Source organism: Agrobacterium sp. CFBP2214 (assembly GCF_030209895.1).
GTDB classification, from domain to species: domain Bacteria; phylum Pseudomonadota; class Alphaproteobacteria; order Rhizobiales; family Rhizobiaceae; genus Agrobacterium; species Agrobacterium radiobacter.
In genome coordinates, this window is sequence record NZ_JARVRC010000001.1 from 350,767 (window position 1) to 374,178 (window position 23,412).

A 23,412-nucleotide genomic window follows, 5' to 3' on the forward strand; every position below is an offset into this window, starting at 1 on the left:
ACCGAATCGTGAACCCATGGCGCAGCGCCGCATATTTTTTGCAAAGCGTAATAGAACAAGGATCGGTCGTGAGCGGACTGGAAACGGCAATTAGAAATGCTCTGGAAAAATCGGACAGATCGAACGCCGAAGTTCGTGCACGGATTTACCAATCGTCCCGTCAGGCACTGGAAGCAGGCCTGCGCAAGCAGGGGATAGACGATCCGCAGGTCGTCGCCCAGCAGCGGCAGCGGCTTGAAGGCCTGATCCACCAGATCGAGAATGAAGAGCGCAACAGTCTTCTGGACAGGGTGGAGCAGCAATTGCGCCCACCAGCACCGGAAAGTCCGGCGCAGGATGATCACGCGGTCGATCCCGTTTCGCAGACGCCTCACCACGGCGATTTGGGTGTTGAGCCGGAACTGCGCGGTGAAACGCGCGATGTGCAGCCGGGTGCTGCCGTTGCTCCGGCGCCGCTGAATGCGGGGCAGCGCAATGGAAAGCCGCCGAAGAGAGGCTCCCGCGCCAGCGACTCCTCGCTTGCTTTCCGTCCGGAGGGCGCGGTTGGCCGCCGCAAGCGCCGGGGGCTTTTTGCCCGGCTTTTTATCTATGTGACGCTTCTGGCTTTTATCGGTTTCGGCGCCTGGTGGGTTTATTCCTCCGGCCTCCTGCTGTCTCCGGAGCAGCGTGATACCAGCGTACCCAATCCGCCGGCGCAGGTGCAGGCGGAGGATTTCAACGGGACGGAGCCTGCGCCGAGCCTTTCGGCCGGCCGGGGTTTTTCCGATGACTGGGTTGAGGTCTTCAATGCGGAGCGTGGCAGTTCGGGCGTTTCGGCCGGCCAGCGCGCCAATGTCGAAAACATCGCCACACCCGCCGGCAAGGCTATAAAGATAACCTCGAGAAGTGTGGCGCAGGATGGCGCCGTCAGTGTCGAGGTTCCGGTGGAGGTGATGCGGGATATGGCGGGCAAGTCCTCGACCATATCGATCACGCTGCAATCCTCCAGCGACCGGCAGACCCAGGTTTCCGTGGCCTGCGATTTCGCAACCCTTGGCGATTGCTCCCGCCACCGCTTCACCGCCACGGCCGAGCGCGCGGACATGCTGCTGAACACGACATTCGAACGATCTCTCGCCCCCAATGCGCCGGGGAAGATCTTCATCAACAGCGATATCGACGGCAGCGGCCGCCCGGTTAATCTTTATTCCGTGCGCATTCTGCCGGGCCAGTAACGGAAAAACGACAGGCGCCTCGAGTGGCGGCGCCTGTCATCGCCTGCCGGCCTCACTTGAGAAAAGCCGGGCCTGATCCCAATATCTTGTCGTCGATTTCGCCGATCGCCTTCTCGTCCTTGCCCTCATAGTCGAGCGCAAGAAGAATGTGGCGGATGAGGTTCACCCGCGCGCGGCGCTTGTCGTTGGCGCGCACCACTGTCCAGGGGGCGGCATCGGTGTGGGTCTTTTCCAGCATCTCGTCGCGCTTTTGCGTATAGTCGTCCCATTTCGTCAGCGCGGCTATGTCCATATCCGAAAGCTTCCAGCATTTCAGCGGGCTGTGGCGGCGATCATGGAAGCGCTCGATCTGCGTTTCGCGACCGATGTCGAGCCAGAATTTGAAAAGATTGATGTCTTCATGGGCCAGCATCTTTTCCAGACGCGGCGTTTCCTTGAGGAAGAGCTTGTGTTCTTCCGGCGTGCAGAAACCCATGACCGGCTCGACCCCGGCGCGGTTATACCATGAGCGGTCGAAGAGAACGAATTCGCCGGCGGTCGGAAAATGCGAGATGTAGCGCTGGAAATACCATTGGCCGCGCTCGGTTTCCGTGGGTTTGGTCAGCGCCACCACGCGGGCATAGCGGGGGTTGAGATAGGCCCGGGCCGCGAAGATCGCGCCGCCCTTGCCCGCGGCATCGCGGCCTTCGAAAACCGCCATGACCCTTTTGCCGGTCGCCTGCAGCCAGAACTGAACCTTGACCAGTTCCACCTGCAGCGCCTCGAGAGCGGTGTCGTACTCCTCCCGCTTCATCTTCTTGTCGTAGGGAAAATTGCCGGCGGAAAGTTTCTTTTCCTCAACCCATTCAGGAAGAACCGGATTGTCGATGTCGAAGCTGCGCAGTTTGCCGCCAATGGTGATCTCGACTGTCCGCTTCTTCGTTTCTTCGCCCATGGGTTCCTCCAGATGTTGTTGTGTAAAGGCAACTCGCCGCCAATGAGTTCACATCCATTGCCAGAATTCAAGTGAAACAGGACCGGTTGACCGGGATGCGGCGGCGGGAGCGATTGCCGCGTCGATTTTGCGCATATACGTTGTGGAAAATGCGCGATGATGAATCTCTGTCATGAAGCTGGCCTATGAGATTTCGATGCGCTGTCAGATGAGAATGGAAAGAGCAGGCTGAAATGGCAGTCATGAAAGGCGATGGTGGATTAAGGCTTTTGGGAAGGAAGCTCGGCCGGAACTGGTTGCCCGTTCTCATCGTCAGCATGCTCGCCATCGTGGCCGTTGCGGAACTCCATACACCCTATATGCCCGCCGCCCTTTGGCTTTGCGCCGTCATTGCCATTCTGGCTGTTGCGGAGGGCCCGGCGGCCGCCTCCGCAAAGGACGGAGTTGCGGCGGCGGAGACGGATGAGCCGGAAGTGCCCGGCGAAAACGTCATTTCGGGCGTAAGGGCGGGCCTCGCGGTTCTGGATACCCCCGTTTTCATTCTCGACAAGAACGCCAGCGTGCTGTTTCAGAACGGTGCTGCCGAACGCGCCTTCGGCCAGCTGCTTGCCGGTGCACATATTTCCGCCCGGCTGCGCTCTCCCGGCCTGCTGGATGTCATTCGCGAAACCATCACCACCGGCCAACCCAACCAGGTCGAACATTCGGAGCGCTTTCCTTCCGAACGGGTCTTTATCGTCCGCATCGCCCGTGCGGATGTAGGAGAGGGGGCCAGTCCGCCGTTCTACATCCTGTCGTTCCGCGACGTTTCGGAGCTTCGTCGCATCGACCGCATGCGTAGCGACTTCGTCGCCAATGCGAGCCATGAATTGCGCACCCCGCTCGCCTCGCTCCGCGGTTTCATCGAAACCATGCAGGGGCCGGCGCGCAACGACCCGAAGGCACAAGAGCGTTTCCTTGCCATCATGCTGGATCAGGCAACCCGCATGAGCAGGCTGGTGGACGATCTCATGTCCCTTTCGCGGCTGGAACTGCGCGCAAACATCGCGCCCGACCAGAAAGTCAATCTCGTTCCCGTCATCGGCCATGTGCGCGATACGCTGCTGCCCCTTGCCGACGAGCTTGATGTAACCATCACGCTGCACCTGCCGGACCGGCCGGCGGAAGTGCAGGGGGATCGCGACGAACTGGTGCAGGTATTCCAGAACCTAGTTGAAAATGCTTGCAAATATGGTCAGGAAGGCAAGGTCGTGGATGTCTGGCTGCGCGCCGAACCCGGCAAGCCGGTGGAGGTGAGTGTCATCGACAAGGGGCCGGGCATTCCCGCCGAACATGTGCCGCGCCTGACGGAGCGTTTTTATCGTGTCAGCGTCGCCGACAGCCGCTCGAAAAAGGGCACGGGCCTCGGGCTTGCCATCGTCAAGCACATCCTCACCCGCCACCGCGCCCGCCTCATCATTAAATCGGAATTGGGCAGCGGCACGGACTTCACCGTGAGATTCTGACATAAAATATGCATCTGCTTTTAACGTCGTAAATATTTATAAATTAAATCAGTAATTTAGACTGTCACAAATCTTTCGTCAAAGTGACATAAAAGGATGTGGCTACGGTGGTTAAGAAAAGGTCGCCGAGCGCAAGCTAAGAGCGAGTGTCGCTATCGGCTGCGTCCACAACAAAGCCCACGACGGGAGAGACAAATGAACATCGTTAAATTTTCCGCAGCAGCTCTGGTGGCTTCTGTCGCCTTCGCTGGCGCCGCCGCTGCTCGCGACCAGATCCAGGTTGCCGGTTCCTCCACGGTTCTGCCCTACGCCAAGATCGTTGCCGAGACTTTTGCCGAAACCTTCCCGAACTTCAAGGCTCCGGTTGTTGAGTCCGGCGGCACGGGCGGTGGTCTGAAGGCATTCTGCTCGGGCGTGGGCGAAGGCACCATCGACATTGCAAACGCTTCGCGCAAGATCAAGAGCGACGAACTGGCTGCCTGTAAGGCTGCTGGCGTCACCGACGTTCAGGAAGTGAAGATCGGTTACGACGGTATCGTCTTTGCGATGGACTCTTCCAACAAGGACATCAAGCTCGAGCCGAAGGATCTTTACCTCGCGCTCGCTGCTGAAGTCGTCAAGGACGGCAAGCTCGTTGCCAACCCCTACAAGAAGTGGTCGGAAATCAACAAGGAACTGCCTGACGTAGCGATCGCCGCTTACATCCCGGGTTCCAAGCACGGCACGCGCGAAGTCTTCGAAGAGAAGATCATGGCTGACGGCTGCAAGGAAGCCAAGGCGACCGACGTCATCAAGACGCTCATCACCGACGCCAAGCAGGCTGCTGCAAAGTGCGTTGCAGTCCGTAAGGACGGCGCAGCTGTCGACATCGACGGCGACTACACCGAAACGCTCGCTCGTATCGATGCCAACAAGACCGGCCTTGGCGTTTTCGGCCTGGCTTTCTATGAAAACAACGCTGACCGTCTGAAGGTCGCAACCGTTTCGGGCGTCGTTCCGTCCACCGAAACCGTTGCCAGCGGCAAGTACCCGGTTTCCCGCCCGCTGTTCTTCTACGTGAAGAAGGCTCACCTGGGCGTTATCCCGGGCCTTAAGGAATATGTCGAGTTCTTCGTTTCCGACGAAATGATCGGCCCGGATTCCCCGCTCGCCAACTACGGCCTCGTTGCCGCTCCGGATAAAGAACGCGAAGAAATTCGTTCCAAGTTCGCTGCCGGCGCTTCGATGTAATAAAGATGAGGGGCGCGGTCTGCCGCGCCCCTTATTCCCTCCGGCGCCGCTTCGGCGATTATCTCCGGTTGACAGGCCCTATTCATCGCCATCCACATAATTGTTTATGGATTACAGATGGATAGGATGTATCAACCTTGACGCTTGCACAACTTTGATACAGTCAAAATGCAAGCATCTCTGGATGGTCCAGCGGTCTCGTTTTGATGACTTTTTGATTTGCCCGATATCGCACCGTGCTCTTGAGGCACGCCGAGGGAACTCTAATGAACACATCGATCCTTTTGCTGATACTGGCGCTCATCGGCATCGGCAGCTATCTGCTCGGCAGCCGCCGCGCCGTTGTCCTGTCTGGTGGTCGCCCCTCCAGCATGCATTCCCGTGCCGGTTATCACGGCTCTTACGCGGTCGTCTGGGCTGTTTTGCCCGCGGCGTTTATTCTCTGCGCCTGGCTCATTATCAGCCCCCTGCTCGTCACGTCGGCGGTGCGCGGCAATTTCCCCGAGGACGTGCGGGCGCAATCCGAAGCGCAGCAGAGCCTGACCTATGGTATGGTGACCTCCATCGCCCGCGGTCTTCAGCGGCTGACGCCGGAAGAAACCGCTCAGGTTGAGGCCGATACGGCTGCGGTCAGGCCTCTTCTGGCATCGAAGGGTGTGGCGATCGCCGGTGATCCCGAGCGCTTCATGGTCGATGCCGCCCAGACGCTCAACGGCATGACCTCCACCAGCCGCATCGCGATGATTGCCGTCGTGCTGCTGGCCGCGCTCGGCGGCGGCGCCTATGCGCTGCGTGCGATCGCGCCGCGCTTCCGGGCGCGCAACCAGGTCGAGAAGGTCATTCTTGCGGCCCTGCTCGTCGCCTCGTCCATCGCTATCCTCACGACCATCGGTATCGTCCTGTCGATGCTGACGGAGGCGATCCAGTTCTTCACCATGGTCCCGGCGCACCAGTTCTTCTTCGGAACGGTATGGGATCCGCGTTTTGCGGCAGCCGGTGCGACCGACTCCTCCGGCCAGTTCGGCCTGATCCCGCTGCTCGCAGGTACGCTTTACATCGGCTTCGTCGCCATGCTGGTCGCGGTTCCCGTGGGTCTGTTTTCGGCGATATACATGTCCGAATATGCCTCGCCGCGTCTGCGCTCCGTGGCAAAGCCGCTGCTCGAAGTGCTCGCCGGCATCCCCACCATCGTCTACGGCTTCTTCGCGCTGACGACGGTTGGTCCTTTCCTCAGAGACATTTCCACGCAGATCAATGGTCTGGCGACGGGTAATTACGCCAACTTCATCCAGGCGCAGAGCGTCATCACCGCCGGCTTCGTCATGGGCATCATGCTGATCCCCTATGTCTCGTCGCTGTCGGACGATATCATCACTGCCGTGCCACGCTCGCTGCGTGACGGTTCCCTCGGTCTCGGCGCCACGCGGTCCGAAACCATCAAGAGGGTCATCGTTCCCGCCGCTCTTCCCGGCATCGTCGGCGCTGTGCTGATGACGGCATCGCGCGCCATCGGCGAAACCATGATCGTGGTTCTCGCGGCCGGCGTTGCGGCCCGCCTGCAGCTCAATCCATTCGAGCCCATGACCACCGTGACGGTCAAGATCGTCAGCCAGCTGACCGGCGACCTTGAATTCACCTCGCCGCAGACGCTGGTCGCCTTTGCGCTCGGCATCACGCTTTTCGCCATCACGCTTTGCCTGAATATCTACGCGCTTTACATCGTGCGCAAATACCGGGAGCAATATGAATGACCGACATCGTCTCTCCCGCAGCCGGCGCGAACGCCGCGAACAGGGCCACGCGCCGTGATATCGGCATCAAGCGCCGTTATGCCGCCGAACGCCGCTTCCGTGCTTACGGCATGGCAGCGATTTCCTTCGGCCTCATCTTTCTCTTCTTGCTGCTCTTCTCGGTGGTTTCCAAGGGTTACACCGCCTTCCAGCAGACGATGATCACAGTTCCGGTCGAGTTTTCCGAACAGATCATCGATCCGAAAAATGAGCGCGCCACCAATCCGGCGAAGCTGATGACGGCCAATTATCCCGTTGTTGCCCGTGACGCGGTCGCCAAGGTCCTTGGTGTTGCGCCGACGGACCGCGCCGGTCTTCGTGCCGTCAACCTCTTGATCTCCGACAGCGTGCGCACGCAGCTTCGCGACATCGTCGTCGCCGATCCCGCCGTCATCGGCACCACGCGCACGGTCACGCTCCTGGCCTCGGGCGACGTCGACAGCGCCTTCAAGGGCCAGGTCGATATGACCGCCGATGAAGCCAATCGCCGTATCTCGAACCAGCAGCTCGGCTGGATGAACCAGCTCGCCGAAAGCGGCCAACTCGGCAAACATTTCAACACCGGCATTTTCGTCAACGGCGCTTCGAGCCGTCCGGAAGCGGCGGGTGTCGGCGTGGCGCTGATCGGTTCCTTCTACATGATGCTGATCGTGCTGGTGCTGTCATTGCCGATCGGCGTCGCGGCCTCGATCTATCTCGAGGAATTCGCCCCGAAGAACCGTCTGACGGATCTTATCGAGGTGAATATCAACAATCTCGCGGCTGTTCCTTCGATCGTTTACGGTCTGCTCGGCCTCTCCGTCTTCATCAACTTCATGGGCTTTCCGCGCTCGGCTTCGCTGGTCGGCGGTCTCGTCCTGACGCTGATGACCCTGCCGACGATCATCATCGCGACCCGCGCTGCCCTGAAAGCCGTGCCGCCGTCTATCCGCGCCGCAGCCCTCGGCCTCGGCGCTTCCAAGATGCAGACGATCTTCCACCATGTGCTGCCGCTCGCCATGCCCGGCATTCTGACCGGCACCATCATCGGTCTCGCCCACGCGCTGGGCGAAACGGCGCCGCTGCTCCTGATCGGCATGGTGGCATTCGTTGCGAATTACCCGACGACGCCGATGGATCCGTCCACGGCCCTGCCGGTGCAGATTTACATGTGGGCGAACGAAGCCGAGCGCGCCTTTGTCGAAAGGACATCCGGCGCTATCATCATCCTGCTTTTGTTCCTCATCGTCATGAATGTTGGCGCAATCCTGTTGCGTCGCCGCTTCGAGCGGCGCTGGTAGAGGGAGATTGAGCAATGAACATGTTGTCGGAAGCAGCAGTTGAAAAGGCGCTGGACAAGAAAATGAATGAAGTCTCATACAAGATGATCGGCAAGGACGTTTCGGTTTATTACGGCGAAAAGCGCGCGCTTTACGACGTGAACCTCAACGTTCGGGAAAATACGGTGACCGCGCTTATCGGCCCGTCCGGCTGCGGTAAATCCACCTTCCTGCGCACCCTGAACCGTATGAACGACACGATCGACGGTTGCCGGGTCACCGGCAAGATCACGCTCGATACCGACGATATCTACGATCAGGCGATCGACGTCGTGGAATTGCGCGCCCGCGTCGGCATGGTGTTCCAGAAGCCGAACCCCTTCCCGAAGTCGATCTACGAGAACATCGCCTATGGCCCGCGTATCCACGGTCTCGCCCGCAACAAGGCGGATATGGACCAGATCGTCGAGCACAGCCTGCAGAAGGCGGGTCTCTGGAACGAAGTGAAGGATCGCCTGCTGGAGTCCGGCACCGGCCTTTCCGGCGGTCAGCAGCAGCGCCTGTGCATCGCGCGCGCGGTTGCCGTCAGCCCGGAAGTGATCCTGATGGACGAGCCCTGCTCGGCGCTGGACCCGATCGCGACCGCCAAGGTCGAGGAATTGATCCACGAGCTGCGTACCAATTACACCATCGTCATCGTTACGCACTCCATGCAGCAGGCGGCGCGTGTTTCCCAGCGCACGGCCATGTTCCACCTTGGTCATCTTGTCGAAGAAAACGAAACCGACAAGATGTTCACCAATCCGGACGACCAGCGCACGCAGGACTACATCATGGGCCGCTTCGGCTGATCCCGGCCGGCGCTTTATCGAAACCGAACAAGACTGGTGCCTCTGCCGTGCCCGCTTCCGGGTACGCGCATGCAGGCCAAGCCGGAGGACTAGACCATGACACAGACAACGACCCATTCGCATATCCTGTCGGCCTATGACGACGAACTGAAATTCCTGACGCGCCGCATCGCCGAAATGGGCGGTCTCGCGGAACAGATGTGTGCCGATGCCGTGCGTGCGCTCGTCAATTCCGACGCCGCGCTCGCTCAGAAGGTCATTTCCGATGACGCGATCCTCGATCATTCCGAGCGCGAGATCGGCGACAAGGCCATCGTCACCATCGCCAGACGCCAGCCGATGGCGGCCGACCTTCGCGAGATCATCGGCACGCTGCGTATCGCCGGCGACCTTGAACGCGTTGGCGACCTTGGCAAGAACACTGCCAAGCGTGTGATCGCGGTTGCCGGAACCGGTGTGCCGCGCAAGCTCGCCCGCGGCATAGAGCACCTGTCGGAGCTTGCGCTGGTGCAGCTCAAGGAAGTCCTCGACGTCTATTCCACGCGTTCCGCCGAGAAGGCCAATGCCATCCGCGAGCGCGACGAGGAAATCGACGCCATGTATACGTCGCTCTTCCGTGAGCTTCTGACCTACATGATGGAAGATCCGCGCAACATCACCACCTGCACGCATCTTCTGTTCTGCGCCAAGAACATCGAGCGTATCGGCGACCACGCCACCAATATCGCCGAGACGATCTATTACATGACCACCGGCAGCCAGCCGGAAGGTGAGCGTCCGAAGGACGACAGTTCCAACACGCTCGGTTCGGTGACCGAGTAACAGACGAGCAGCGGCTTGCGGAGTTAGCATATGGTGCCCAAGATTGCAGTTGTGGAAGACGAGGAAGCGCTGAGCGTCCTCCTTCGTTACAATCTCGAGGCTGAGGGATATGACGTCGATACGATACCCCGTGGAGACGAAGCAGAAATCAGGCTGCAGGAACGTATTCCGGACCTTCTTATCCTGGATTGGATGCTTCCCGGCGTTTCCGGTATCGAACTGTGCCGTCGGCTCAGAATGCGGCCGGAAACAGAACGCCTGCCCATCATCATGCTGACGGCGCGCGGCGAAGAAAGCGAACGGGTTCGCGGCCTTGCCACCGGCGCCGACGACTATGTCGTCAAGCCGTTTTCGACGCCGGAACTCATGGCCCGGGTCAAGGCCATGCTGCGCCGGGCCCGTCCCGAGGTTCTCTCCTCGGTGCTGAAATGCGGTGATATCGAGCTGGATCGCGAGACCCATCGTGTTCACCGCAAGAGCCGCGAAGTGCGCCTCGGCCCGACGGAATTCCGCCTGCTGGAATTCCTGATGACCTCTCCAGGCCGGGTTTTCTCCCGCTCGCAATTGCTGGATGGCGTGTGGGGTCACGATATCTATGTGGATGAGCGCACCGTCGACGTGCATGTCGGACGCCTGCGCAAAGCGCTCAATTTTTCGCATATGCAGGATGTCATCCGTACCGTGCGTGGCGCCGGATATTCGATGGAAGCCTGAGCAAGACTCGACCGACGAGTTACACTCGGGGCAACATCCCGCCAAAAACCGAAAGGCCCGAAACCGGAATGGTGTCGGGCCTTTCGGTTTTTGGACGTCCCCAAACACGACGGCTTCATCCTTCTTGATGGGATGACGGACAATTGGCTGAAATCCCGCCCGCTCAATCGGGATTGTGGGTCGGGTTCGACAGCGATGGAGGATAGGGTTCGGCGCTTCGCTGGTGAGTTGACCCCGGAACCGCCTGAACTTTGTCATAAAAAAACGGGCCCGAAGGCCCGTAGTTTTTGAGTGTCGAATGCGTGCCGCAACACTCAAGCCTTGCGGCGCTCGCTTACCGGCTGATAGGCGAGTTTCGCATGGAACTTGCAATAGGGCGAAGATTCCAGCGCTTCACAACCGCAGAAATGGAAATCATCCTTCAGCGGATCGCCGACCGGCCACTTGCAGGTGCGCTCCGTCAGTTCCGTCAGCGTCAGGCGACGGGAAATCGGCGAGACCACGTTTTTGGAAGGAACGTAATCGAGAACCTGTGCGGTCTCGATGTCGATCTCCTCATTCAGCGCGGTTGCCGCGTTGGAACGGGTGAGAATCCGCGCCGGCGCCGCATTGACGCGGCCTGCAAAGGTCGTCGCGCGTGGGGCAGGTGCAGCGGTGCGCTTGGGCGCAGAGCGCGCCGAAGTGACCGGGCCGCCAGCCTTGACGCGCCCCGGCAGATTGAGGCGATGGACCTTGCCGATCACGGCATTACGGCTGACGCCGCCGAGCTGCGCTGCAATCTGGCTGGCGCTAAGGCCCTCGGACCATAATTTCTTGAGTTTCTCGACTCGTTCGTCTGTCCAGTTCATGCCGCTTCTCCGCTCGTCGCGTATAATGTCGGCAGAATCCTTCTCCGTCTCGCGGGCGTGCCGCGAGCGTGGTTTCTGCCGGATTTTTGGTGACTAGTTCCGCCGCAATGCAGTCTAGTAATTAGCGATTAACCTAGTGCCACGCAGACTCCGTGGCAAGAGTCACGGGAATCATCTCGAATCGATTTTCCGGTTTTCCCCAACTTGCTGGCGAGTTGAGTCTGAAAGGCAACACCTTGGGCCTCGCAGGCCGCCACCTACTAGGGCTTGAGAAGCCCGGGAAATACGGACTTTTGTTGACATCGGCAGGCGAAGTGACAATAGTGCCCCTGCCGCCGCGAGGCGGCATTTTTGATTTTCAGGCGAGGGATAACCCTCAGAGCCTATTGACAACCGTCTGACAGCGCATCCGCGCAAGGAGTGATACAGCCATGGCCGAAGCCGCCGCGCCATTGTTCGATACGTTTGCAAGAGCCCCCCTGCGCTTCGAGCGAGGCGAGGGCGTCTGGCTGTTCACGGAGAGCGGCGAACGATATCTGGATTTTGCGGCCGGCGTAGCGGTCAATTCGCTGGGCCACGCCCATCCGCACCTCGTGGAAGCGATCAAGACCCAGGCCGAGAAGATCTGGCACGTCTCGAACCTCTATGAAGTGCCGGGCCAGGAAAAGCTCGCCAAGCGCCTGACGGAAGCGACCTTCGCAGACAAGGTCTTCTTCACCAATTCCGGTGCGGAAGCGCTGGAATGCGCGATGAAGACCGCGCGCCGTTATCATTATTCCAAGGGGCATCCGGAAAAGTTCCGGATCATCACCTTCGAAGGCGCCTTTCATGGGCGTACGCTGGCGACGATCGCCGCCGGCGGCCAGCAGAAATATCTCGAAGGTTTCGGTCCCAAGGTCGAAGGTTTCGACCAGGTGCCCTTCGGTGACGTTGATGCGCTGAAAGCCGCCATCACGGCCGAGACGGCTGCACTTCTGATCGAGCCCATTCAGGGCGAGGGCGGCATCCGTGCGCCCAGCAAGGAATTCCTGCAGCTGCTGCGGTCGCTCTGCGATGAGCATGGCATGCTGCTGATTTTCGATGAGGTCCAGACCGGCGTCGGCCGCACGGGCAAGCTGTTTGCCTATGAGCAGACGGGTGTCGCGCCCGATATCATGGCGGTGGCCAAGGGTATCGGCGGTGGTTTCCCGCTCGGCGCATGCCTTGCGACGGCGGATGCCGCTTCCGGCATGACGGCGGGCGTGCACGGCACCACCTATGGCGGCAACCCGCTGGCCATGGCTGTGGGCAATGCCGTGCTCGATGTCGTCCTCTCCGAGGGCTTTCTGGAGAAGGTCCGTGATGTCGCGCTGGTCTTCCGCCAGGGCCTTGCTTCGCTGAAGGATCGTTATCCTGATGTCATCGAGGAAATTCGCGGCGAAGGCCTGCTTCTCGGCATCAAGGCGAAGGTCCCGTCGGGCGAACTGCTGCAGGCCATGCGCGGCGAGCATCTGCTCGGCGTGCCCGCGGGCGACAACGTCATCCGTCTCCTGCCGCCGCTCGTTACCACGGCGGAAGAAGCCCGTGAGGGGCTGGCACGCGTGGAAGCGGCCGCCGCTTTCCTGACAGCGAAACAGGCAAAAATCGCCTGAGGAAACAATAAAGGGCGGGCCTCTTCCCGGAGGCTCGCGAGCATGGGACGTTTGAAATGGCTTCACCTAAACATTTTCTTGACCTGTCGGCCGTCAGCTCGCAGGACCTGCGGGCAATTCTCGACGATGCCCGCGCGCGCAAGGCCGCAACCAAGGCCGGAACGGCGGAAAAGCCGCTTGCCGGCAAGATGCTGGCAATGATCTTCGAAAAGCCCTCCACCCGCACCCGCGTCTCCTTTGATGTCGGCATGCGCCAGCTTGGTGGCGAGACGCTTTTCCTCTCCGGTACTGAAATGCAGCTCGGTCGTGCCGAAACGATCGGCGATACGGCCAAGGTGCTGTCGCGTTATGTCGACGCCATCATGATCCGCACGACGGATCATTCGCGCCTGCTGGAGCTTGCCGAGCACGCAACCGTGCCGGTTATAAACGCCCTGACTGACGACACGCATCCCTGCCAGATCATGGCTGACATCATGACCTTCGAGGAACATCGCGGCCCGGTCAAAGGCAAGACCATTGCCTGGACGGGTGACGGCAATAATGTCCTGCATTCCTTCGTGGAAGGCTCGGCCCGCTTCGGTTACCGCATGACAATGGCGGTGCCGATGGGTTCCGAACCGCATGACAAGTTCCTGAACTGGGCCCGCAACAATGGCGGCGAGATCATGTTGTGCCACGATGCCGACAAGGCCGTGGCCGGGGCCGATTGCGTCGTCACCGATACCTGGGTGTCCATGAACCAGGAACACAAGGCGCGCGGCCACAACATCTTCCAGCCCTATCAGGTCAACGAAGCCCTGATGGCCAAGGCGGAAAAAGACGCGCTGTTCATGCATTGCCTGCCGGCCCATCGCGGTGAAGAAGTGACGGATGCCGTGATCGACGGTCCGCAATCCGTGGTCTTCGACGAGGCGGAGAACCGCCTCCACGCGCAGAAGTCCATCATTGCCTGGTGCATGGGCGCCATCTGAGCAATCCCCCGGCCTGACACACCTCACGCCGGGTGCTTGAACTTGCCCGCATAGATTACCATCTGTGGGACTTCGAAGAGGCTCGTCGGTTTTGCTGGCGGGCCATCATCACGATTTGCACGTTTTTCCCGGAAGCGGTTTCTCTTCCCGGGTCTCTGTGCGACAAGCGGAAAAAGCACATTTTAAAAGCCGGACTTTTGGACGGTAGCGGCGCCACGGCTGCGCCAAGGAGTATCACATGGCAAATGTAACGGTTGAACTGGACGATCTCGATTTTGCTGGCGACGACAAGGTTGTGCCCTTTCAGGTCGAAGGTCTGGATGTGCGCGGCCGCGCCGTACAGGTTGGGCCGCTGCTGAATGCCATTCTCGAGCGGCACGATTATCCTGCCGCGGTCGCCCGCCTGCTGGCGGAAGCGACTGTTCTGACGGCGCTGATCGGCACGTCGCTCAAGTTTTCCGGCAAGCTGACCCTCCAGACCAAGGGCGACGGCCCGGTCGACCTGCTGGTCGCGGATTTTACCGCGCCTGAAAGCATGCGCGCTTACGCCCGTTTCGACGAGGAGCGGCTGGCCGCGGCGATCGCGGAAGGCGCAACCTCACCGGAGCAATTGCTCGGCACCGGCATTCTGGCCTTCACGATCGATCAGGGCGTGGGCATGCAGCCTTATCAGGGCATCGTGCCGCTCGATGGCTCGTCGCTGGAAGACATTGCCGGGGTTTATTTCCGTCAGTCGGAACAGCTGCCCACCCGCGTGCGGCTGGGCGTTGCCGAGTTCTTCGACCGTGATGGCGAAGGCAAGCCGCGTCATGGCTGGCGTGCGGGCGGCGTTATCGCGCAGTTCCTGCCGCAGGCGCCCGAGCGGCTGCGTATGCGCGACCTGCATGGCGGCGACGGCGATGAAAGCGGTCACGAGGTGCAGGAGGATGATGCCTGGATGGAAGCCGTCACGCTGTTGAACACGGTGGATACCGACGAGCTGACCGATCCGCAGGTGCCGGTGGAACGCCTGCTCTTCAGGCTTTTCCATGAGAGCGGCGTGCGCATCTATGATCCGCAGGCAGTTTTCGACCGTTGCAGCTGCTCGCGGGACAAGATCAAGGGTGTGCTGTCAGGCTTCACCGCCGAAGAGATCAAGGCGAGCGAGGAAGACGGGGCCATTGCCGTGACCTGCGAGTTCTGCTCCACCACCTATCGCTACGATGTCAGCGAATTTGAAAATGCCTGAATAGAAAGCCGTGCCCCACAAAGGGTGCGGCTTTTTCATTGCCGGGCGAGTGGTTAGTTCAGAACCCGCATCAGGCCCGGTGAATCCAGCGAAAAGGCGGGTATGGTGACGTTGAACACCTCGCCATTTTCCGTTTCCATTTCATAATGCCCGAACATCAGGCCCGAGGGTGTGTCCAGCGGGCAACCCGAAGAGTATTCGTAGCTGTCGCCGGGTTTAAGATGTGGCTTCTCACCCACGACGCCCGGCCCATAGACCTCATCGACCTGTCCGTTCTGATCGGTGATGTGCCAATAGCGATTGACGAGGGTTACCGGAATATCGGAGTTGTTCGCGATCACGACTTTGTAGCCCCAGACGTAACGATCGTCATCCGGGTCGGATTGTTCCTCGAGATAATACGGGTCGACCGTTACCTCGATATCCCTTGTCAGAGCACGATACATACGCGCCACACCTCGATATTATGCCTGCCGCCACATCCTACACTATAGGTTCTGGCTATCGTCAAGAAAATGAATGACTTGACGGGCAGGGGGCATCTCCTGTTGCGCTGCTTTCCATCGTTAGGGATAACGGGAAAGGTAAATATTGGTTGCCTGACAGGGTCTTTTCGGACCGCACCGGCGAACCATGGCCCGACACGCGGTCAGGCCATGGCGATTTGCCGATTGAATTTTCAGGCCGAAACGGCCGCCAGACCCTTCGCCAGATCTTCCAGCAGATCGTCGGTATCCTCGATGCCGCAGGAAAGGCGCAGGGTGCCGCCGGAAATACCGAGTTCAGCACGCGCCTCGTCGGAGAGGTTCTTGTGCGTCGTCGTGCCGGGATGGGTGATAAGGCTCTTGGCGTCGCCGAGGTTGTTGGAAATCTTCACGATTTCCAACGCGTTCTGCAGCTTGAAGGCCGCTTCCTTGCCACCCTTCAACTCGAAGGCCACCAGCGTCGAACCGCCGGACATCTGCCGTGCGATGATGTCGGCCTGCGGATGGTCGGCGCGGCCGGGATAGATGACCTTGGCGACCTTGCCGTTATCGGCGAGAAAATCGGCGATTTTGCCGGCATTGGCCGTCTGCTGCTTCACACGCAGCGGCAGGGTCTCGATGCCTTTCAGAAGCGTCCAGGCATTGAACGGCGACATGGCCGGGCCGGTATGGCGGAAATAATCCTGCAGCTCTTCTTCGATCCACTTCTTGTCAGAAAGGATCACGCCGCCGAGGCAGCGGCCCTGGCCGTCAATATGTTTGGTGGCCGAATAAACAACGATATGGGCGCCGAGTTCGAGCGGCTTCTGGAAAAGCGGCGTCGCAAAGACGTTGTCGACCACCACCTTGGCGCCGATCTGGTTGGCGAGCTTCGCCACGCCGGCAATATCCACCACTTCGAGCGTCGGATTGGTCGGGCTTTCGAGGAAGAACAGCTTGGTGTTGGGCTGGATCGCCTTTTCCCAATTGCCGAGATCGCGACCGTCGATCAGCGTGCATTCGATGCCGTATTTCGGCGCGAGCGTTTCGACCACCCAGCGGCAGGAGCCGAAAAGGGCGCGGGCAGCAACGATATGGTCGCCGGCGCGCAGCTGGCACATGATGGCGGCGGTGACGGCGGCCATGCCCGACGCAAGTGCGCGGGCGTCTTCAGCGCCTTCCAGCAGGCACATGCGCTTTTCGAACATGTCGTTGGTAGGGCTCGCATAACGGGCGTAGATGAACCCGTCCGTTTCACCCTTGAAGCGCGCTTCGGCTGCTTCGGAGTTTTCGTATACGAAACCCTGGGTCAGATAGATCGCTTCCGACGTTTCACCGTAAGGGGAGCGTAGCGTACCGCCGTGAACGAGCTGGGTTGCCGGGCGCCATTTATTGCTCATGTGATCACCTTCAAAACAAAAAAACCGGCCGCAAAAGCAGACCGGTTCCTAGCACCCGGTCTTTTTAGCCACTTGTTTAACGTGGCTGCAAGCCGACCGGCCAAATCACCACGGGATAAGCTTGCCATACTGCCGTTACCGGCTTGCGTCAATGCTTTCCTTTTGGTTTTGTCGCCGTAAAAAGGAATGATGACCATGATGAGAACCACGGGCATTTTGGCGGATGGCGCGATCAAGGCGCTGTTTGCAGGCGGCAAGCTGAAGAGCGAGGCCGATCTCGATGCTGATCAGGTGCAGCCCGCCAGCCTTGATCTCAGGCTCGGCTCGAAGGCCTATCGCGTGCGCGCCAGCTTTATGCCCGGCCCCGGAACCTACGTCCTCGACAAGCTCAATCGTCTCAGCCTGCACGAGATCGACCTCACCCAGGGCGCGGTGCTAGAAACCGGTTGCGTTTATATCGTTCCCTTGATGGAAAGCCTTGCGCTGCCGGCGGACATGTCTGCCTCGGCCAATCCGAAAAGCTCGACCGGCCGTCTCGACATCTTCACCCGTGTCATGACCGATAGCGCGCAGGAATTCGACAAGATACCGGCCGGTTATGCCGGTCCGCTCTATCTGGAAATCAGCCCCCGCACATTCCCCATCGTGGTGCGCCGCGGCTCACGCCTGTCGCAGATCCGCTTCCGCATCGGCCATTCGCTGCTCAACGAAAGTGAACTGCTGAAGCTGCACGAGACGGAAATGCTGGTCGCAAGCGACACGCCCAACGTGACCGGCGGCGGCATCGCGCTTTCGATCGACCTCAAGGGTTTCGGCGAAGACGGGCTGATCGGTTATCGTGGCAAACATCACACGGCGGTGGTGGATGTCGACAAGAAGGCCCAGCATGACGTTCTCGATTTCTGGGAGCCGCTCTACGCGCGCGGCCGCGCCGAACTGATCCTCGACCCGGATGAATTCTATATTCTCGTTTCGCGCGAAGCTGTCCACGTTCCGCCGCTTTACGCGGCTGAAATGACGCCATTCGACCCATTGGTGGGCGAATTCCGTGTGCACTACGCCGGCTTCTTCGATCCGGGCTTCGGCCATGCGCAGGCCGGCGGCACCGGCAGCCGCGCCGTGCTCGAAGTGCGCAGCCACGAGGTGCCCTTCATTCTGGAACACGGGCAGATCGTTGGCCGGCTTGTTTACGAGCACATGCTGCAGAAACCGGAAGGCCTCTATGGCAGCGGCCTCGGCTCCAACTATCAGGCGCAGGGACTGAAGCTCTCCAAGCATTTTCGCGCGGAATAACGAACCCGGCGGGTGCTTGACACCCGCTGCGAACTATCCGATGTCTTATGCGCGCGCGGGTGTAGCTCAATGGTAGAGCAGCAGCTTCCCAAGCTGAATACGAGGGTTCGATTCCCTTCACCCGCTCCAGCGATGCCGCGATCCATGTACCGGATAATGCGTCACAAGCCGAATGTGATCGGCATTTAGCTTGACGCTGAAGGTTGGCTAAATATCGAGGACCTGATAGCAAGGGCCTATATTCCCCTGACACCCGAGTTCTGCTTGAAGTTGTTGAGACCAGGGGCAAGAAGCACGTCGCCATTTCTGCTGATGGGCAATTCATCATCTGATAGTCAACTGACGTAGAGATGGTAATAACTTAGATAATTTTTCTATAAAAATAATTTCTATCCTCAAAATATTGATATTCGAAAAAATTTCAAAATAATGAAGTATTATTTAATATAATATTTTAATATTTGAATTTTACTTGTGCATGGATCGGTACTCTGATGGAAAGTATTATTTTATTAGTATTGTATACATCTATGACGGCATATTTTTTGGTGTCTATGACAATATCAGAAGTTCGAGATATCATGTTTTATAAAAATAACGACTGGAATTTTGAACTTGATAGTCACCCGAAATGGAAGTCTTACGAAGGGGATTCTGATAGGCAGATTTCAAACAGATCAAGAGTAATATTTTGCATGCCAACTGGGATTTTATTTTTATCTTTGCAGATGCTTATAATAGTTTATACATTTATAATAAATTATACTTGAAGAATATTTTATTGTAGAGGGCTATATAATAATTCGAAATATTTTTTTGTTTATAGTATAGGTCCGCGCTCTTGTTTGGAATTATCGTTTTGATGACGTGATATGTGGCCTTTGAAGGGGCGATGCGGCAGATCACAGCGTTGGACTATTTGAAGTGTAATATCAGCGAAAATCTCGCTTCGATGGCCATCCGATGTCGTTCGGGTTGTGGATGGCACAACGCTTCCAAAGAAAGGGCGTTAGCAAAAAAGAATAGTACACAATTTAGCTTGACTACGATTAAATTGCACGTAATAGTTGATGCAGTCGTAACATAGGGGAAGTGTTATGAGTCGCAAACTTCTTTCGGAATTTCTGGGAACCTTTTGGCTCGTGTTCGGAGGATGCGGCAGCGCGGTTTTTGCCGCCGCCTTTCCCGAACTCGGCATCGGCTTCCTTGGTGTCGCTTTCGCTTTTGGTCTAACGGTTCTGACCATGGCCTACGCGGTTGGCGGCATTTCAGGCGGTCACTTCAATCCGGCTGTTTCAGTTGGCCTCACGGTTGCCGGTAAATTCCCGGCGGCAAGCCTCGTGCCTTATATCGTGGCGCAGGTTCTGGGGGCGATCGTCGCGGCTGCGGCGCTTTATGTCATCCTCACCGGCAAGGCAGGGGCTGACATTGGCGGTTTTGCCGCCAATGGTTATGGCGAACATTCGCCGGGCGGATATTCTGTCGTATCGGCGCTGCTGATCGAAGTCATTCTGACGGCATTTTTCCTTATCGTCATTCTGGGGTCGACGCATGGCAGGGTTCCGGCCGGCTTCGCGCCGATCGCCATCGGTCTTGCCCTTACCCTTATTCATTTGATTTCCATTCCGGTCACCAACACATCCGTCAATCCGGCCCGCTCGACGGGACAGGCGTTGTTCGTCGGCGGATGGGCGCTGCAGCAGCTCTGGCTGTTCTGGCTCGCTCCGATCCTTGGCGGCGCCATCGGGGCCGTGATCTGGAAAATTTTCGGCGAGGAAGAGAAGGCCGGCCACACCGGTTCGGTTCAACCTGCGCAGACATGAATAAGAGGCTTTGTTTCCTCGAATGGTCGAGGAAACGACTGAGGAGGATGACATGGATCTTGCTTCGATATTGGCCCAAATCGTTGGCGGTGCGGTAGGCGGCACGGCCGGTGGAAAGATAGTGAAGGACTCCGATCTTGGTTCGCTCGGCAACCTGATTGCCGGCGCCATTGGCGGCCTCGGCGGCGGAACCGTGCTCGGATCGCTGCTCGGCGCGGCCGGAGGTGCAGCAGCTGGCGGCGTGGATATCGGCGCTCTTGCCGGTCAGCTCGTTGGCGGCGGTGTCGGTGGTCTGATCGTGCAGATCATCGTCGGCCTGATCAAGAACAAGCTCGTTGCCAAGTAGAGCGGTTCGGTCGCCTTCAGGATGAAATGACGGACCTTGCCGAAGGAGGAGCTTCGTTCGGCAAGGCATTGGCTTCTATTATTGATGACACCGGTAATGCAAGGCCTGAAGCGGCTTTGCGGATAACAGCATGTCGCTGAAACCATGAAGCGTCGCCGCGGTTGGCCGAAAGAAGCACCAAACCTATTTTGACTGTTTTCGAAAATGCCGGGTCAGTCGGTTTTTTTGACGACCGGCGCGTGTGGTGTCTTGTTCCATGTGAAGGGTTTGGTTTTTAGCTCCACCACGGCCCGCCAGGCCGCGACTGATAACATCAGCCAATATGCGGGCATCGCCAGCCATCGCCTTCCGACATGTCGTCTTTCATAGGCGATCATTCTGCTTCGACCCATCAGCACGAAGATCGTGTAGCTCCCGGCGATATTCAGCACATCGATAAAAAACAGCAGACCTTGCCAGGTGAGTAGCAGATCAGCACCGTTTTCCCGGATGGCGATAATCATGAATGCCAGGGAAACGAAGAGCAGGGGATGGGCAAGCGACGACAGAAGCATGCCGCCGATCAGCAGCTGAAAAACCATATAGGCAAACCATCCCATGTCGCGCGCGGTCGCAAAAGGCGCACGGGTCATCACCAGCCAGCTTTGCAGCCAACCCTTATACCAGCGTGTTCGCTGGTTCAGCCACACGGGCAGCGAGGTCGGCGCGTCCTCCAGCGTCTGTCGCCGGATGACGCCGCAACGATAACCGAGCCGATGCAGCCTGAGTCCGAGATCGGCGTCCTCGGTTACATTATAGGGATCCCAGGCGCCGGCCCGCCGCAGCACGGCGGTCCGGAAATGATTGGAGGTGCCGCCAAGCGGCAGCGGCAAGCCGTGTGTGGATAGCACAGGTAACATGCAGCGGAAGAGACCGGAATATTCCAAGGCGAAACAGGCGCTGAGCCAGGAGGAAGAGGCATTGCTGATGATAAGCGGCGCCTGCAGGCAGGCCACCTCGTCTGGCTCATTGCGGAAGGTGGTATAGGCTTCACGCAATTGCTGCGGATGGGGCCGGTCCTCGGCATCATAGACCACAATGAATGCGCCGCGCGCGCCGGAAAGCGCATAGGTGAGGGCTTTGGGTTTGGTGCGCGGCAGGGAAGGCGGCACCCTGACAACCTCTATATGCGGGCCGGGGTTTATCCGCCGGATCGCCTCGATCGTTGCGTCGTCGTCAGCCTCGCAGACAAGCTTGATGTCCAGTCGGGATCTGGGCCAGTCCAGACGTTCCAATGCGCCGATGAGCTGCCCGACGACGGCCTCTTCCCGGTAAAGCGCCACCAGAACGGTATAGACAGGCAGTTCGTTTTCCTGCCGAGAAAGCGAGACGGCACCGTTTTCCGTGGGTGCATGGACGAGGGCGAACAGCCTGAAAAGTAGGGTAAAGAGGTAAAGAAGCGTCAGGGTGATATGCAGATAGGCAAATGCCGCTTCCGTATAAAACAGCAGCGACAGAATGAGCAGGGTAACGAGAATGCCGCTGCAGAAACCCTGCTGGCCGTGCAGCGTGATCCTCGCGGAATGGTGTGGCGCCATGTTGAAAAGCCGCTGCTGGGTTTCCGCCAGGCGGCGGGCCTCGCCCGCTTTCCAGATTGCGTTGCGCATGGCTTGCGGTGTGGTTACGGCAAATTCGTCGAGAAGACGCGGGCGCTGATCCAGCATGTTTTTCAGAGACGCCATACGCGCCAGTTCCGGCACGATCAGCAGCGTCGGCGTGCCGTGCAGCGGTGTCAGCCGCAGCAACCTTGGTTCGGCAAGTTGAGTGTCCAGTCGGTTCAGGTCCACCACCCGGCCCGGGCTTATTTCCGGAAGAAACGGCAACCGCAGCAATCTGGCGAAAGCGCTGAAATAGGCATCCGCCGTTACGAGACTGCTTGCCAGCAATTCGTCTTCTACAGTCGAGCCATTTTCCAGCGCCCGCTGTTCGAATGCCTCGATATAGGGCTTGCCAAATCCCAGCGAAGAGAGAAAGCGGGCTTGTTCGGCCTGGTCCTGTTCGGAAGCGGCCCAAAGCGGATCATCGCTGGTACGGGAAAATGCAATTTTTCGTGTCGCCGGCGTCGTACAAAACGAATCTCGTGTATATTGCCTAAAATAATCCATGCATCGCCGCCGCCGTCATGGTGCCGCCCCACTTTCTGTCACGGATAGTATAGATGAGAATGACGAATGTAACGCGGAATATAGGTATCGGTTTTACTTTAGCTCTCGCTTTACAATTGACTGGTTTTATTGGTGAAGTTCGTGCGGAGGGATTGTCGGACGGAAACCGGATGCCGGTGTTGTTCGATGCGCAGGAGCGATTTCCGGGCGGCGACCTTTCTTCAGTTCCCCGCATCAGATTTCTGATGTCGGTCGATTTTCCGCCGTTCAATTTTACCGATCAGGAAGGCCGGCTTGCAGGTTTCCATGTCGATCTGGTGCGTGAAATCTGCGCCCAGTTGAAGGTCGAAAGCAAATGCCAGGTGCAGGCGCTGCCGTTTGACGAGCTGGAGGCGGCGCTTGAAATGGGCGAGGGCGAAGCGGTCATTTCCGGCCTCGCCACCACTGCCGATCTGCGCAAGAGTTTCACCTTCTCGCGGCCCTATCTGTTGATGCCTGCCCGTCTTGCGGTGAACAAGGCGGCGAAATTCACCGGCTCCGGCGCTGATGCGCTTTCTGGAAAGAAGGTGGGTGTGGTTGCCGGTTCTCGGCACGAACAGATGCTGAAAGCTTTCTTTCCAAAGGCCGCGGCCGAGGGTTTCGAGGGCTATGAACCCATGTATGACGCGTTGAAGAAAGGCAAGGTGGACGCCATCTTCGCCGACGGTCTGCGCCTGCCTTTCTGGGTTTCGGGAAGCGCGTCCGAAGGTTGCTGCGCGCTCTTCGGTGGTCCCTATATGTCCGACAGGTTTCTCGGCGAAGGCCTGTCCATCATGACAGTCGATCCCGACAACGTGCTTGTTCCGGCTTTCGATCAGGCGCTGGCGGCCCTTTCCCGCAACGGCCGGCTGGAAGAAATATACCGGCGTTATTTCCCTTACGGGCTCTATTAGAGAGAGCCGG

The 23,412-nt window shown here is 58.7% G+C and carries 20 protein-coding genes, 1 tRNA gene and 1 riboswitch; of the genes, 16 read left to right on the plus strand and 5 right to left on the minus strand.

Features of this window, described 5'->3' with window-relative positions; all coding sequences use genetic code 11:
* The first annotated feature begins 68 nt into the window (after positions 1-68).
* The gene (locus QRN60_RS01725) at positions 69-1,214 is read left to right on the plus strand and encodes a hypothetical protein (RefSeq protein WP_111833726.1); all 1,146 of its coding nucleotides are present in this window, start codon (positions 69-71) and stop codon (positions 1,212-1,214) included.
* Between the two features lie 52 nt (positions 1,215-1,266).
* On the opposite strand, the gene ppk2 is transcribed toward QRN60_RS01725, so the two are convergent.
* Entirely contained in the window at positions 1,267-2,148 is an 882-nt protein-coding gene (gene ppk2, locus QRN60_RS01730; RefSeq protein WP_112277558.1) for a polyphosphate kinase 2, read from the minus strand.
* A gap of 242 nt (positions 2,149-2,390) precedes the next feature.
* Here ppk2 and phoR point away from each other — a divergent pair, with 242 nt between their 5' ends.
* The 7 genes from phoR to phoB all read left to right on the plus strand — a co-directional run bounded on the left by phoR (position 2,391) and on the right by phoB (position 10,319).
* Positions 2,391-3,653 (plus strand): phosphate regulon sensor histidine kinase PhoR, encoded by a 1,263-nt coding sequence (gene phoR, locus QRN60_RS01735; protein WP_050816415.1) that lies wholly within the window; start codon positions 2,391-2,393, stop codon positions 3,651-3,653.
* A 195-nt stretch (positions 3,654-3,848) separates the two neighbouring features.
* The gene (locus QRN60_RS01740) at positions 3,849-4,883 is read left to right on the plus strand and encodes a substrate-binding domain-containing protein (RefSeq protein WP_087743319.1); all 1,035 of its coding nucleotides are present in this window, start codon (positions 3,849-3,851) and stop codon (positions 4,881-4,883) included.
* A gap of 266 nt (positions 4,884-5,149) precedes the next feature.
* On the plus strand, positions 5,150-6,634 hold the full coding sequence (pstC, locus tag QRN60_RS01745) for a phosphate ABC transporter permease subunit PstC (protein WP_111791880.1): 1,485 nt from the start codon (positions 5,150-5,152) through the stop codon (positions 6,632-6,634).
* Positions 6,631-7,953 carry a phosphate ABC transporter permease PstA gene (gene pstA, locus QRN60_RS01750; protein ID WP_003503558.1) on the plus strand — a complete coding sequence of 441 codons (1,323 nt, stop codon included), beginning with the start codon at positions 6,631-6,633 and terminating at the stop codon, positions 7,951-7,953. Before pstC ends, pstA begins: the two co-directional genes overlap by 4 nt.
* Before the next feature lie 14 nt (positions 7,954-7,967).
* A complete protein-coding gene (gene pstB / locus QRN60_RS01755) occupies positions 7,968-8,783 on the plus strand; it encodes a phosphate ABC transporter ATP-binding protein PstB (protein WP_003503557.1) in 816 nt (271 codons plus the stop codon).
* Positions 8,784-8,879: 96 nt separating this feature from the next.
* Positions 8,880-9,605 carry a phosphate signaling complex protein PhoU gene (gene phoU / locus QRN60_RS01760; RefSeq protein WP_003503555.1) on the plus strand — a complete coding sequence of 242 codons (726 nt, stop codon included), beginning with the start codon at positions 8,880-8,882 and terminating at the stop codon, positions 9,603-9,605.
* Between the two features lie 30 nt (positions 9,606-9,635).
* A complete protein-coding gene (gene phoB / locus QRN60_RS01765) occupies positions 9,636-10,319 on the plus strand; it encodes a phosphate regulon transcriptional regulator PhoB (RefSeq protein ID WP_003493692.1) in 684 nt (227 codons plus the stop codon).
* Positions 10,320-10,633: 314 nt separating this feature from the next.
* On the opposite strand, the gene QRN60_RS01770 is transcribed toward phoB, so the two are convergent.
* Positions 10,634-11,167, minus strand: a complete 534-nt coding sequence (locus QRN60_RS01770) for a GcrA family cell cycle regulator (protein ID WP_003503553.1) — start codon at positions 11,165-11,167, stop codon at positions 10,634-10,636.
* A 431-nt stretch (positions 11,168-11,598) separates the two neighbouring features.
* On the opposite strand from QRN60_RS01770, the gene QRN60_RS01775 reads away from it, so the two are divergent.
* The 3 genes from QRN60_RS01775 to QRN60_RS01785 all read left to right on the plus strand — a co-directional run bounded on the left by QRN60_RS01775 (position 11,599) and on the right by QRN60_RS01785 (position 15,000).
* A complete protein-coding gene (locus tag QRN60_RS01775) occupies positions 11,599-12,798 on the plus strand; it encodes an aspartate aminotransferase family protein (RefSeq protein ID WP_129564621.1) in 1,200 nt (399 codons plus the stop codon).
* A 56-nt stretch (positions 12,799-12,854) separates the two neighbouring features.
* Entirely contained in the window at positions 12,855-13,772 is a 918-nt protein-coding gene (argF, locus tag QRN60_RS01780; protein ID WP_003503550.1) for an ornithine carbamoyltransferase, read from the plus strand.
* Positions 13,773-14,010: 238 nt separating this feature from the next.
* On the plus strand, positions 14,011-15,000 hold the full coding sequence (locus QRN60_RS01785) for an Hsp33 family molecular chaperone (RefSeq protein ID WP_031234114.1): 990 nt from the start codon (positions 14,011-14,013) through the stop codon (positions 14,998-15,000).
* Between the two features lie 53 nt (positions 15,001-15,053).
* On the opposite strand, the gene apaG is transcribed toward QRN60_RS01785, so the two are convergent.
* Complete coding sequence (gene apaG, locus QRN60_RS01790) at positions 15,054-15,446, minus strand: Co2+/Mg2+ efflux facilitator ApaG/CorD (RefSeq protein ID WP_003503545.1); 393 nt, start codon at positions 15,444-15,446, stop codon at positions 15,054-15,056.
* 233 nt (positions 15,447-15,679) lie between these two features.
* Positions 15,680-16,864 carry an O-succinylhomoserine sulfhydrylase gene (locus tag QRN60_RS01795; RefSeq protein WP_003503544.1) on the minus strand — a complete coding sequence of 395 codons (1,185 nt, stop codon included), beginning with the start codon at positions 16,862-16,864 and terminating at the stop codon, positions 15,680-15,682.
* 43 nt (positions 16,865-16,907) lie between these two features.
* Positions 16,908-16,986, minus strand: a riboswitch (SAM riboswitch).
* Positions 16,987-17,059: 73 nt separating this feature from the next.
* Between QRN60_RS01795 and QRN60_RS01800 the strand changes: the two genes are divergently transcribed.
* The 4 genes from QRN60_RS01800 (at position 17,060) to QRN60_RS01815 (ending at position 20,326) form a co-directional block, all read left to right on the plus strand.
* Positions 17,060-18,157 (plus strand): 2'-deoxycytidine 5'-triphosphate deaminase, encoded by a 1,098-nt coding sequence (locus QRN60_RS01800; protein WP_129564620.1) that lies wholly within the window; start codon positions 17,060-17,062, stop codon positions 18,155-18,157.
* 55 nt (positions 18,158-18,212) lie between these two features.
* Positions 18,213-18,286, plus strand: a tRNA-Gly gene (locus tag QRN60_RS01805).
* 968 nt (positions 18,287-19,254) lie between these two features.
* Positions 19,255-19,980 (plus strand): aquaporin Z, encoded by a 726-nt coding sequence (aqpZ, locus tag QRN60_RS01810; protein ID WP_080865799.1) that lies wholly within the window; start codon positions 19,255-19,257, stop codon positions 19,978-19,980.
* Between the two features lie 52 nt (positions 19,981-20,032).
* Positions 20,033-20,326 (plus strand): hypothetical protein, encoded by a 294-nt coding sequence (locus QRN60_RS01815; protein ID WP_035212595.1) that lies wholly within the window; start codon positions 20,033-20,035, stop codon positions 20,324-20,326.
* A 212-nt stretch (positions 20,327-20,538) separates the two neighbouring features.
* On the opposite strand, the gene QRN60_RS01820 is transcribed toward QRN60_RS01815, so the two are convergent.
* Entirely contained in the window at positions 20,539-22,470 is a 1,932-nt protein-coding gene (locus tag QRN60_RS01820) for a glycosyltransferase family 2 protein (RefSeq protein ID WP_165000557.1), read from the minus strand.
* Between the two features lie 170 nt (positions 22,471-22,640).
* Here QRN60_RS01820 and QRN60_RS01825 point away from each other — a divergent pair, with 170 nt between their 5' ends.
* Complete coding sequence (locus tag QRN60_RS01825; protein ID WP_003503535.1) at positions 22,641-23,402, plus strand: transporter substrate-binding domain-containing protein; 762 nt, start codon at positions 22,641-22,643, stop codon at positions 23,400-23,402.
* Positions 23,403-23,412 lie beyond the last annotated feature (10 nt).